At 68.1% G+C, this 12,454-nt stretch carries 9 protein-coding genes; 2 read left to right on the top strand and 7 right to left on the bottom strand.

Annotated features, from left to right (window positions below; translation table 11 throughout):
• Nucleotides 1-28 precede the first annotated feature (28 nt).
• Nucleotides 29-2,119, top strand: a complete 2,091-nt coding sequence (gene recG, locus E4M01_RS09055) for an ATP-dependent DNA helicase RecG (protein WP_135063254.1) — start codon at nt 29-31, stop codon at nt 2,117-2,119.
• Nucleotides 2,120-2,135: 16 nt separating this feature from the next.
• Here the strand turns inward: recG and E4M01_RS09050 are convergent, their stop codons facing one another.
• From E4M01_RS09050 to kdsA, 4 genes are read right to left on the bottom strand one after another with little or no spacing between them, the layout of a single operon-like run.
• A complete protein-coding gene (locus E4M01_RS09050) occupies nt 2,136-3,248 on the bottom strand; it encodes a DUF3089 domain-containing protein (RefSeq protein ID WP_135063256.1) in 1,113 nt (370 codons plus the stop codon).
• Nucleotides 3,245-4,234, bottom strand: coding sequence for an ADP-glyceromanno-heptose 6-epimerase (gene rfaD, locus E4M01_RS09045; protein WP_135063610.1), 990 nt, complete (start codon nt 4,232-4,234; stop codon nt 3,245-3,247). The genes E4M01_RS09050 and rfaD overlap by 4 nt, the downstream gene beginning before the upstream one ends.
• A gap of 8 nt (nt 4,235-4,242) precedes the next feature.
• Entirely contained in the window at nt 4,243-5,700 is a 1,458-nt protein-coding gene (gene rfaE2, locus E4M01_RS09040) for a D-glycero-beta-D-manno-heptose 1-phosphate adenylyltransferase (protein ID WP_135063258.1), read from the bottom strand.
• Between the two features lie 18 nt (nt 5,701-5,718).
• Entirely contained in the window at nt 5,719-6,597 is an 879-nt protein-coding gene (kdsA, locus tag E4M01_RS09035) for a 3-deoxy-8-phosphooctulonate synthase (RefSeq protein ID WP_245158229.1), read from the bottom strand.
• A gap of 114 nt (nt 6,598-6,711) precedes the next feature.
• Between kdsA and E4M01_RS09030 the strand changes: the two genes are divergently transcribed.
• Entirely contained in the window at nt 6,712-8,145 is a 1,434-nt protein-coding gene (locus E4M01_RS09030; RefSeq protein ID WP_135063260.1) for a deoxyribodipyrimidine photo-lyase, read from the top strand.
• 38 nt (nt 8,146-8,183) lie between these two features.
• On the opposite strand, the gene E4M01_RS09025 is transcribed toward E4M01_RS09030, so the two are convergent.
• The 3 genes from E4M01_RS09025 to E4M01_RS09015 all read right to left on the bottom strand — a co-directional run bounded on the left by E4M01_RS09025 (nt 8,184) and on the right by E4M01_RS09015 (nt 12,421).
• Complete coding sequence (locus E4M01_RS09025) at nt 8,184-8,915, bottom strand: TlyA family RNA methyltransferase (protein ID WP_135063262.1); 732 nt, start codon at nt 8,913-8,915, stop codon at nt 8,184-8,186.
• A complete protein-coding gene (locus tag E4M01_RS09020) occupies nt 8,912-11,731 on the bottom strand; it encodes a valine--tRNA ligase (protein ID WP_135063614.1) in 2,820 nt (939 codons plus the stop codon). Before E4M01_RS09020 ends, E4M01_RS09025 begins: the two co-directional genes overlap by 4 nt.
• A gap of 102 nt (nt 11,732-11,833) precedes the next feature.
• The gene (locus E4M01_RS09015) at nt 11,834-12,421 is read right to left on the bottom strand and encodes a DUF2497 domain-containing protein (RefSeq protein WP_135063264.1); all 588 of its coding nucleotides are present in this window, start codon (nt 12,419-12,421) and stop codon (nt 11,834-11,836) included.
• Between the last annotated feature and the right edge of the window lie 33 nt (nt 12,422-12,454).

Raw genomic sequence — 12,454 nt, 5'->3', positions numbered from 1 at the left:
CCGTTTCGCCAGCTATGCTGGGCGGATCATGCGGCCGCAGATTCTCTTTCCCCTGTTCGCGGAGGTCACCAGCCTGAAGGGCGTGGGGCCGCGCGTCGCGCCGCTGGTCGCCAAGGTGGCCGGGCCTCTGGTGCGCGACCTGCTGTTCCTTTCGCCCTCAGGGCTGGTCCATCGCCGCCCCATGACCGCTCAGGGCGCTGTGGAGGGCGAGGTCGGGGTCTTCGACGTGACGATCGACCGGCTGTTTCCCCCGCACAAGCCCGGCGCGCCCTTCCGCATGCGCGCGTCCGACGACACCGGCTTCATCCATCTGGTCTGGTTCGGCGGATCGCCGCGTCACATCGAGAGCCTGGCGCCCAAGGGCGCGCGCCGCCTGGTCAGTGGGCGGGTCGAGCGCTTCAACAACGAGGTGCAGATCCCGCACCCCGACCACATCGTACCGCCTGAAAAGGCCGCCGACATTCCCGAGGCCGAGACCGTCTATCCCGCCGCCCAGGGCCTGACCTCGCGCGTGGTGCGCAAGCTGGCCTTGCAGGCGCTGGAGACCGCGCCGGAGCTCGAGGAATGGCAAGACGCGGCCTGGTTGGCCAAGCGTGCCTGGCCGGGCTGGCACGAGGCGCTGGGCCAGCTTCACGCGCCCCGCACGGAGACGGACCTGTCGCCCGAGGCCCCGGCGCGTCAGAGGCTGGCCTATGACGAACTGCTGGCCCACCAGCTGGCCTTGGCCCGCCGCCGGCGCGCACGGCAGATCAATCCGGCCCCCGTCGCCCGACCAAGCGAGGCGTCCGCGCGCCTGCTCGACGGTCTCGGTTTCGTCCTGACAGACGCTCAGTCGCGCGCGGTCGAGGAAATCCGGCGTGACCTCGCCTCGGGCAAGCAGATGGGCCGGCTGCTTCAAGGCGACGTGGGGTCGGGCAAGACCGCCGTGGCCGCGCTCGCCCTCGCCGACGTGGCGGGTTCCGGCTTCCAGGCCGCCCTGATGGCGCCGACCGAAATCCTGGCGCGCCAGCATCACCAGCGCCTGTCGCCCCTGCTAAAGGCCGCCGGCGTCTCCAGCCTGCTGCTGACCGGGCGCGACACGCCGGCCGAGCGGCGCGGCAAGCTGGCGGCCCTGGCGTCCGGCGAGGCCCAGGTCGCCATCGGCACCCACGCCCTGTTCCAGGACGCCGTGCGGTTCGACCGGCTGGCCCTGGCGGTCATCGACGAACAGCATCGGTTCGGGGTGTCCGAACGTCAGCGGTTGCAGGCCAAGGGCGATCCGCGTCTGGGCGGCGTGCACCTGCTGACCATGTCGGCCACCCCGATCCCGCGCACGCTCGAGCTCAGCCAGTACGGTGAACTGGATGTCTCGCGCCTTGATGAAAAGCCGCCCGGCCGCACGCCTGTCGCCACCGCCGTCCTGCCCGCCGCCCGCATCGGCGAGGTTGCGCGCCGCATGAAGGCCGCCGTCGAAGGCGGCGCTCAGGCCTACTGGATCTGTCCGCTGGTGGCCGAATCCGAAGCGATCGATCTGGCGGCCGCCGAGGCGCGCGCCGCCGACCTGCGCAAGTTTCTGGGCATCGAGGTCGGCCTGGCCCACGGCCAGATGCCGGGTGCCGAGCGCGAAGCGGTCATGGCCGAGTTCGCCGACGGCCGCCTGCCTGTCCTGGTCGCCACGACGGTGGTCGAGGTCGGCGTGGACGTGCCCAACGCCTCCATCATGGTCATCGAACACGCCGACCGTTTTGGCCTGGCGCAGCTGCACCAGTTGCGTGGGCGCGTCGGGCGCGGCGCGCGATCCAGCGCCTGCATCCTGCTGTACGGCGGCGAGGATGGGCAGCTGGGCGAAACGGCGCGCGAGCGGCTTGAGACGCTGCGCCGCACCGAGGACGGTTTTGAAATCGCCGAAGAGGATTTCCGCCTGCGCGGCGGCGGCGACCCCTTGGGCCTGAAGCAGAGCGGATTCCCCGCCTACCGGTTCGCCGATCCTATCCGTCATCGCGGCCTGCTGTTGGCGGCGGCCGACGACGCCCGTCTGACAATGTCCAGAGATCCGGACCTGGCGTCAGATCGGGGCATGGCCCTGAGAACGCTGGAAGCTCTGTTCGATTGGAAGAGCAGTCGACCCGGCGCCGACTAGAGACGCCGGTCAGGGTTCACTGTGACTGTTGGGCATTCGCCGCCTGCCAAGCCGCCACGCGCTCCACGACATCCCCTTCCACGTCGGCATAAAAGAGGTTGAACGGCGGCGCCTTGCGTCTATCGGCCCAGGCGCCGATCCGTCGAAACGACTCCGAGGCTGGGTGCCGGTAACGAAGCATCCCATCTTCGCAGGCCGCCTCGACAACCCGAGCCTGCAAGGGCGGACGCGCGCCCCACTCCAAGTTCGTGGCGTTGGTGGCCCCGCGGCTCGCGCGCGCAGGTGCAAGAGGCTCCCGGCTCGAGCCGGTGATCGGATTGACGCAAGCGGTCGGATGTCTGCCGACGCTGACCAGACGGCCGCCTGCATCCCAGGTCAGGGCGCGGCGCTCTCGGCGGTTCGCCTCAGCTTCGTCGTCTGCGGCCACGGCCCCCCAGGCGACAACGCATCCGAACTGGGCGCGTCGGTCGCAGAGGGGAAAGCTGTCAAAGCGGCTCGTTGGCGTCAGGGTGTCCATCAGATACACGGCGGCCAGCCTTCGTCTGATGTTCGGATCCGCGAGCGCCTTGTCAAACAGCAGCTTATCGACAAGTTCTGCACCTTGCTCCAAGCCCGCAAGAACGATGGGGCCTTCGGGGTGGCGGGCTGTCCAGGCCTGGAAGGCGGCGACAATGTCCTGGTAGGCGAAGGCGCGAGCCTCGCGGGCGTCATCGCGAATTGTGAGGCGGGTGTAGACGCTGCCCTGACGATAGCGCGGCGCGCTGATTGCGCCTGCCCGTGTGAATGGCGCTGCGTAGTTCGGCAAGACCACGCGGATCAGATAGTCGTCCGCCTTGGGATCGCCGATCGGACCATTCCATTCTGCTCCCCCGTCATAGGTTGTGGAATGGACGAAAAACACGGAGGCCGGCCCGCTGTCCGGCGTCATAGCCTCGTTCAAAGCCCACGCGTCGTCGCGAGCGTAATCAGGCGCAGGCGGCGGATCATAGGTTTGAAACGGAACCTGGGGGTCCAGCCCAGCCCTTACGATATCTCCTCGCCAGACGGCCACCGCCGCCACGAGCAGAAAGACGAGCGCAAAGCCCGCATAGCCGACCCACTGGCGAAAGGTCAGCTTCGGCCCTCTCATCGATAGGGGTCCGGCTTGGACAGATAGTCCTGGACGTAGCGGCGCACGCCTTCCTCCAGCGGGGTCGACTGGCCCGGATACCCCGCCGCCCGAAGCCGACCCATCTCGGCCTGGGTGAAGTACTGGTACCGCTCGCGCAGGACCTCCGGCATGTCGACATAGGCGATGCTGGGCTGGCGTCCGGCGGCCGCGAAGGTCGCCTTGGCCAGGTCGGCGAAGGACCGGGCCTGGCCCGATCCGGCGTTGAACACGCCCGTCACGACCGGCGACTCCAGCAGCCAAGCGATGATGTCGACGATGTCATCCACGTAAACGAAGTCGCGCAGCTGGCCGCCGTCGGCGTAATCGGGCCGGTGCGAGCGAAACAGGCTGACGGTCTCTCCCGCCGAGGCCTTGGGCCAGATCTGGGCCACGACCGACATCATGCCGACCTTGTGGTACTCGTTGGGCCCATAGACGTTGAAGAACTTCAGCCCCGCCCATTGGCGCGGCGCATGGCCCCGGCTGGCCTGGCGGACAGCATATTCGTCGAACAATCTTTTAGAGTATCCATAGGCGTTTAGCGGCTGAAGCCGACCTAGACTTTCAAGGTCGTCTCGATCCTCGAAGCCTCGCTCGCCTTCGCCATAGGTGGCGGCGGACGAGGCGTAGATCAGCCGCGTGCCGTTAGCCGCGCACCAGTCCCACAGGTCACGGGACAGGGCGAAGTTGTTGCGCATCACCCGGTCGGCGTCAGGCTCGGTGGTGGACGATATGGCGCCCATGTGCACCACGGCCTCGATGCGGTCGGCGTGCCGATCCAGCCGCTCGAACAGCTCCTCGGGCGCCCACAGATCAGCGATCGCGTGTTTGGCGATGTTCTTCCATTTCGCCAGGTCAGCGGTCTCCAGGCGGTCGCACACCACCACGTCGTAGCCGCCCGGCTCGCACAGGCGCGCGACGATGTTGGAGCCGATGAAGCCGGCGCCGCCGGTGACGACGATCATCCGCTCGCTCACGCCTGGCGCTCCGTCATCTTCTCGATGGTCCGCGTGGTGGAGAAGCCGTCCTTGAAGTCGGCGAGGCGCACTTCGCCGCCCCAGCTTTCGACCAGATCGCCGCCCACCACGCCCTCGCGGGTGTAGTCCGACCCCTTGATCAGGACATCGGGGCGCAGACGTTCGATCAACTCCAGCGGTGTCGGAGCGTCGAAGCTCGTCACTCGATCCACGCTGGCCAGGCCGCCAATGACGGCGGCGCGGCTGTCCAGATCATTGACCGGGCGCCCCTCCCCCTTCAGGCGGCGCACGGAGGCGTCGGTGTTCAGCGCCACGACCAGTCGGTCGCACCAGCTGCGCGCTTGCGCCAGATAGGCCACGTGCCCGCGATGCAGGATGTCGAAGCAACCGTTGGTGAAGCCGACCCGCAAGCCCTGCCGGCGCCAGGCTTCGACCTGATCGACCAGGTCGTCCACCGGCGTCACCTTCGCCGAGGACAGGGCGGCGTGGCCGCTCATCTCGGCCTCTATCAGTTCGGCGGGCGTGACAACGGCGGTGCCGCTCTTTCCGACCACCACGCCCGAGGCGAGGATGGCGAACTCGACCGCCGTCTCCAGCGATGCGCCCGCGCCCAAGGCCAGGCCCAGCGCCGCCAGCCCCGTGTCTCCGGCGCCCGAGACGTCGAACACTTCGCGCGCCCGGCCGGGGAAATGCTTCACCGCCTCGCCGCGCCGCATCAGGCTCATGCCCTTGCCGGCGCGGGTGACGACCAAGGCCTTGGCGGTCGTCGCGGCCAGCAGGGCCGTCAGCGCCGTTTCGACCTCGGCGTCGCTCTCGACCGGCAGGCCTGTCGCGGCGGCCAGCTCGCTGGCGTTGGGCTTGATCAGATCGACCGCCCCATAGCGGGCGAAGTCGCGCCCCTTGGGATCCACCACCACGGGCGCGCCGGCTGCCGCGCCGGCCTTGAGCGCCGCCGCGATCAGGGCGTCGTCCACAACCCCCTTGGCGTAGTCGGACAACAGGATGGCCGACGCCCCCTCGAACACCGCCGCGTCGAGGGTCTGGCCCGGGCCACCCTCCTCGTCGTCGAGCCGCAACAGCTGCTGCCCGGCGGCGACGAAGCGCGTCTTGACCGTGGTCAACGGCGCGGAGCGCGCCACATAGCTGTCGATGGCCGGATCGGCGTCGATCAACTGAGCCAGTTCGTCGCCGGCGGCGTCGCGTCCAGCCGCACCACCAAGCCGAGCCCGGCCGCCCAGGGCCGCCACATTGCGCGCTACGTTTCCGACCGCGCCGGGCATGGCCGTCTGACGGCGCGCGCGCAGCACGGGGATCGGCGCCTCGGGCGAGATGCGGCTGACCTCGCCATAGACGTAGCGATCCAGCATCAGGTCGCCGACGCAGGCGACCGTCAGGCCGCGCGCCTTGTCCAGAAGCGCCTGGAGCGCGCCGAGATCGAGGGTCCGTTCAGTCATGGGACGGACCTATCGGATTCAGGCGGCCTTCGCCATCGGCGCCTTGGCGCCCGACGACCGGGCCAGATCGTCGAAGGCGATCAGCTGGGCCGCCAGGGCCTCGAACTGATCCATCGGCACCATGTTGGGGCCGTCCGATGGGGCGTTGTCGGGATCCGGGTGGGTCTCCATGAAGACGGCGTCCACGCCCACGGCCACGGCGGCGCGCGCCAGCACCGGCACGAACTCGCGCTGGCCGCCCGAGGACGTCCCTTGCCCGCCCGGCTGCTGCACGCTGTGGGTCGCATCGAACACCACGGGGCAGCCGATCTCGCGCAGGATCGGGAGCGAGCGCATGTCGCTGACCAGGGTGTTGTAGCCGAAGCTGGCGCCCCGCTCGCAGGCCATGACGTTGGGATTGCCGGCGCCGACGACCTTGGCGATGACGTTCTTCATGTCCCAGGGCGCCAGGAACTGACCCTTCTTGATGTTGATCGCCTTGCCCGTCGCGGCCGCGGCCAGCAGCAGGTCGGTCTGGCGGCTGAGGAAGGCCGGGATCTGCAGCACGTCGACGACCTCGCCCACCGGGCCGCACTGGGCCTCGGAATGAACGTCGGTCAGGGTCGGCAAGCCGGTCGTTTCGCGAATCTCGGCGAAGATCGGCAGGGCGTCCTTCAGGCCGATTCCACGCGCGGCCGAGGCCGAGGTGCGGTTCGCCTTGTCGAAGCTGGTCTTGTAGATGATGCCCACGTCCAGCCGCTCGCCGATCTCCTTCAGCGCCCGGGCCGTTTCCAACGCGTGCTGTCGGCTCTCCATCTGGCACGGGCCGGCGATGAAGACGATGCGCGCGCCGCCGCCGATGACGACAGGCCGCGCCAGGCCTTCGGACAGGGTGATGACGGCGTTGGGTTGGGTCACGGCTGCAAAATCTTTCGTCTGGATCGTCTGGCGGCGACGCGCATTTGGCGCATCATTGGGACGAACAGGTGGCGTCGGGCTGTCCTGCATACAAGATAGACGGAGCCGCGCCGCGTGACCACAGAGCCCCCGGTCATCCTCTGGTTTCGCCGCGATCTGCGGCTGCAGGACAACCCCGCCCTGAATGCGGCGGCGGAAACCGGCCGGCGAATCATCCCGCTCTACATCCTCGACACGGCCGGGTCCGAGCGTCCTATGGGCGCTGCCTCGCGCTGGTGGCTGGACAAGTCGCTGTCGGCGCTGGACGGCGCGCTACGCGAGCGCGGATCGCGCCTGATCCTGCGCGCCGGCGATCCCGAGGCCGTGCTGCGCCAGATCGTCGGCGAGACCGGCGCCGACCATCTTTTCATGAACCGCCTGTTCGAGCCGGACGCCTTCGCGCGCGACGCCGACATCGCCCATGCCCTCAAGGACGAGGGCGTCACCTGCCGCGGCTTCAACGGCTCGCTGCTGTCCAAACCGGGCGATATCCGCACCGGCCAGCGCGGGCCCTACAAGGTGTTCACGCCCTTCCTGAAGGCCCTGGTCGCGCATATGGAGCCTCGGCCGCACACGACCGGGCCACGCGCGGTGTCGTCGCCGAGCGTGGAGAGCGAATCGCTGAGCGATTGGGGCCTGCATCCCACGAAACCCGACTGGTCCAAGGGGTTCGACTGGACGCCCGGCGAGGCCGGGGCCGGCGACGCCCTGTCGGCCTTCATCAAGCGCGGCCTGAAAACCTACAGCAAGGGCCGCGATCACCCCGCCCAGCCGGGCGCCAGCCGCCTGTCGCCGCACCTGCACTGGGGCGAGATCGCGCCCTGGCGGGTGGTCGAGCGGGTTCGCGCGTCGGACGCGCCTCAGGCCCAGATCGACAAGTTCGTGTCCGAGTTGGCCTGGCGCGACTTTTCGGCCCAACTGCTGCACGCCTTCCCCCATATCACCGACACGGCCTTCCGGCCCGAGTACGATCAGATGCCCTGGCGCGAAGACGCCCGGGGGCTGAAGGCCTGGAAAACCGGCCAGACCGGCTATCCCATCGTCGACGCGGGCCTGCGCCAGCTCTGGACCACGGGCTGGATGCATAACCGCGTGCGGATGATCGTCGCCTCCTTCCTGGTGAAGGACCTGTTGATCGACTGGCGAAAAGGCGAAGCCTGGTTCTGGGACACCCTCGTCGACGCCGATTTGGGCAACAATGTTCAGAACTGGCAGTGGGTTGCTGGATCCGGCGCGGACGCCGCTCCGTACTTCCGGATCTACAATCCGGTCAGCCAGGGTCAAAAGTTCGACGCCGACGGTCAATACGTTCGACGATGGATCCCCGAGCTCAAGCGCTTGCCTGACAAGTGGCTGCATCAGCCCTGGGCCGCCCCTGGCGACGTATTGGATCAGGCCGGCGTGCGGCTTGGGCGCGACTATCCGCGCCCGATCCTCGATCACGCAAACGCACGCGACCGGGCTCTGGACGCCCTCAAGACCGTCAGCCGTTCGCGCGATCCCGGCTGATCCCCGGTGGGGCGGACACTTGCGCGGCTCCAGCGCTTCTAGGGCTTCGAGGCCCAGACCAGATATTCGACGTTGCCGTCGCCGCCGCGGACGGGGCTTTCGGCCTCGGCGTTCACCCTCCATCCGATTGACCCAAGCCAGACCCTGGCGCTTTCCAGCGCTCCCCGTTGGGCCTCGATGTCCTTGACGACGCCCTTCTTGCCGACGCCCTTGGGCCCATCCTGTTCGAATTGGGGTTTAACGAGCGTGATCAGGTCCGCTCCCGGCGCAGTCAGAGCCAGGGCCGCCGGCAGAACCTTGGCCAGGCTGATGAAACTGGCGTCGCAGACGATCAGTTGCGGTGGCTCGGTGATGAGTTTTGGCGTCAGGTCGCGGGCGTCGGTGCGCTCAAGGTTCGTCACGCGCGGGTCAGCGGCGACCGACGGATGCATCTGGCCAAACCCGACATCGACCGCGAACACCCGCGCTGCGCCGCGATCCAGGCAGACCTCGGTGAACCCGCCGGTGGAGGTGCCGACGTCCAGCACCACCCGGCCTTCGACCGAAACCGGCCACAGGGTCAGGGCGTGATCCAGCTTGAGCGCGCCGCGACCGACCCAGCGATGGGCGGCTTCGGCCTGGATGGCAGCGTCCTCAGCGACCTGTTCCGACGGCTTCGCGACCGTGCGGCCGTCAACGGCGACCCGCCCCGCCTCGATGGCCGCACGAGCCCGGGCGCGCGTGTCGAACAAGCCCCGGGCGACCAGTAGCTGGTCGATGCGCGTCCTCAAGCGATCTGGCTCAATCGGCCGAGGGCCGCCTGCAGCCTGGCCTTGCCGGTCTCGGCCTCGGCGAGCTTGGCCCGCTGTTCCTCGACCACTTCGGCGGCGGCGCGCGACACGAAGTTGGGGTTGCCCAGCTTCTTGTTGAAGTGGGCGATGTCGCTGTCGAAGGCCGCGATCTCCTTCTCCAGCCGCGCCTTTTCGGCCGTCAGGTCGATGATCCCCGCCAGCGACAGCGCAGCCGTGGTCGTGCCGGACACGAAGGTCACAGCGCCCTCGGGCGCGGCCTGTGCCGTTTCGATCGCCGACACACGCGCCAGCGTCAGGATCAGATCGCGGTGGCGCGCGATCAAAGCCTCAGTTTCGGCAGTCGGCGCGACGAAGGTCAGCGGCGGCTTGGCCGACGGCGGCACATTCATCTCCCCGCGCAGCCCGCGAACCTCGGTGACCAGATCGACCAGCCAGCCGATCTCGGCCTCGGCGCCGGTGTCGATGAAGGCGTCGGGCAGCTCGGGCCAGGCCTGGCCCATCAGCAGGCCCTCGCCGCCCAGCTGCGCCCACAGCTCCTCGGTGATGTAGGGCATGACCGGGTGCAGCAGCTTCAGCGTCTGATCCAGCGTCCAGGCGGTCATGGCGCGGGTCTCGGCCTTGGCGGCCTCGTCGGCGCCCTGGAACACCGGCTTGGCCAGCTCCAGATACCAGTCGCAGAAGACATTCCAGATGAAGCGATAGAGCGCGCTGGCGGCGTCGTCGAACCGGCCGCCCTCCACTGCCGCCGACACCTGGCGCTCCGCCTTGGTCAGCTCGCCCCGGATCCAGCGGTTGATGGTCTGCTCGACCGTCGTCGGATCGAAGCCCGCGACGCGCGCGGCCTCGTTCATCTGGGCGAAGCGGGAGGCGTTCCACAGCTTGGTGCCGAAGTTGCGATAGCCTTCAATGCGTTGCTTCGACAACTTGATGTCGCGCGTGCCCGACAGGATGGCCATGGTGAAGCGCAGCGGATCGGCGCCCAGCTCATCAATGATGCTTAGCGGATCGATGACATTGCCCTTGGACTTCGACATCTTCTGGCCCTTCTCGTCGCGGACCAGGCCATTGATGATGACGCGCTTGAACGGAACCTCGTCCATGAAGTGCAGCCCCATCATCATCATCCGGGCGACCCAGAAGAAGATGATGTCCGCCGCCGTGACCAGGTCGCTGGTCGGATAGAAGCGCTCCAGGTCCTCGGTCTTCTCGGGCCAGCCCATGGTCGAGAAGGGCCACAGGGCTGAGCTGAACCAAGTGTCCAGAACATCCTCGTCCTGGGCAAGGCGAACTGAAGTGTACGGATAGTCCGAGCTGTCAAACGGCTCGCCACCCTCCCAACCGACAGTATCGCTTTCCGAAGCTGGGCAACCGTAGAAGGCTTCAGCCTGGGCGAGCGCCTCGGCCGCACTCTCGGCAACGAAGATCTTAAACGGCCCGCTCTCCCACTTGCCGTTTTCGCCTGCGGGAGGACCAAACCATGCTGGAATGCGGTGGCCCCACCAGAGTTGGCGCGAAATGCACCAGGGCTCGATGTTGCGCAGCCACTCAAAGTAGATTTTCTCGTAAGACTTGGGCTCGAAGACCGTGTCGCCATGCTCGACCGCCTTCAGCGCGGGCTGAGCCAGCGCATGGGCATCAACATACCACTGGTCCGTCAGCCACGGCTCAATCACCACGCCCGAGCGGTCGCCGTGCGGCACCATGTGGCGGGTCTTCTCGATCTCCTTCAGCCAGCCCTCTTCCTCGGCCCGAACGACGATAGCTTTACGTGCTTTCTCGCGTTCCATTCCGACAAGGTCCGCAGGAATTTCCGGCACGTCCTCGTCCGTAATGCGAGCTTCAGCGTCCATCACGTTCAGCGCGGCCAGACCGGCGCGCTTGCCGACGCCGAAGTCGTTGAAGTCGTGCGCCGGGGTGATCTTCACCGCGCCCGAACCCTTGGTCGGGTCGGCGTAGTCGTCGGCGACGATGGGAATGCGGCGGCCGGTGATGGGTAGCACCACGGCCTTACCGACCAAGCCCGCATACCGCTTGTCCTCCGGATGCACCGCTACGCCGGTGTCGCCCAACATGGTCTCGGGGCGGGTCGTGGCGACCACGATGTAGTCGCGCGTCTCCAATTCCGTCGCCTTGCCGTCGTCGTCGAAGGCGATCGGATGCTCATAGGTCACGCCGTCGGCCAGCGGATAGGCGAAGTGCCAATAGGCCCCGTCGACCTCCTTCTGCTCGACCTCCAGGTCCGAGATGGCGGTCTGGAAATGCGGGTCCCAGTTCACCAGGCGCTTGTCGCGGTAGATCAGGCCCTCCTTGTGCAGCTGGACGAAGACCTTGCGGACGGCGGCGTTCAGGCCCTCGTCCAGGGTGAAGCGCTCGCGGCTCCAGTCACAGCTGGCGCCCAGTCGGCGCAGCTGGCGCACGATGGTCCCGCCGGATTCGGCCTTCCAGTCCCAGACCTTCTCGATGAAGGCGTCGCGACCCAGGTCGCGGCGGCTGATGCTGCCTTCGGCCGCCAGCTTTCGCTCGACCACCATCTGGGTGGCGATGCCGGCGTGGTCGGTGCCCGGCAGCCACAGCACCGCCTTGCCGCGCATGCGGTGATAGCGCGCCAGGATGTCCTGCAGGGTGTTGTTCAGCGCATGGCCGATGTGCAGCGAACCCGTCACGTTCGGCGGCGGGATGACAATGGAATAGGCCTGGGCCGCCGTGTCCTGACGCGGGGCGAACAGGCCCGAAGCTTCCCACTGTGCATAAAGACGGGGTTCGGCGGCCTGGGGGTCAAAGGTCTTGTCGAGCATGGGTGTCGTTTCGGGGATGAGGGCGCCGCTGTCCAGCGCCGCAAAAGAAAAGGGCGGCCCCGCCTCGCGGAGCCGCCCCATGACGTCGTCAATCAGGAAGGGTCAGCCGGCGTTGCGGGCGATGCGTTCGACTTCCTTGCGTACCTGGGCCTCGACGATGCCGGGCAGATTGGCGTCCAGCCAGTCCTTCAGCATCGGACGCAGCATTTCGGCGACCATGGCCTCGACGGTCGAGCCGCTGGCGAAGTTGAGGTCGGGGCCGCGCGCCGCAGGGGCCTCGGGCTTCTGGAAGGTGGCGGCTAGGCCGGCGAAGGCCGAGGCGGCGCTGGCGGCGGCGCTGTCGCCGACCAGGGAATCATAGGGGCTGGCGGCCGCCGCGGGCTGGGGCGCGGGCTCCGGCTCGGCTTCGGCGGCCGGGAACGGCTGGGCCTCGGCCACATCGAGGTCGCCGATCTGCTCGGGCTCGGCGCGCTCGGTCAGCTCAAGCACCTCTTCCTCGGGCTGGACCGAAGGCGTCTCGTCCATCAGCGCCGGCGAAGGCGCGGGTTCGGGTTCAGGTTCGAGCTCGGCGGCAGGCGCGGGCTCCTCGCCGGCCGGCGCCTCGGCCGGGGCGTCGTCTTCGGAGATGATCCGGCGGATCGACGCGAGGATTTCCTCCATCGTCGGTTCCTGAGCGGACTGATCGGTCATGACGGACATCCTCAGCGAATCCTGACGGGTCGT

The sequence above is a fragment of the Brevundimonas sp. MF30-B genome, from assembly GCF_004683885.1.
Lineage (GTDB): Bacteria > Pseudomonadota > Alphaproteobacteria > Caulobacterales > Caulobacteraceae > Brevundimonas.
Note: the sequence above shows the minus strand (reverse complement) of the source record. Positions and strands in the feature narration are given on the sequence as shown.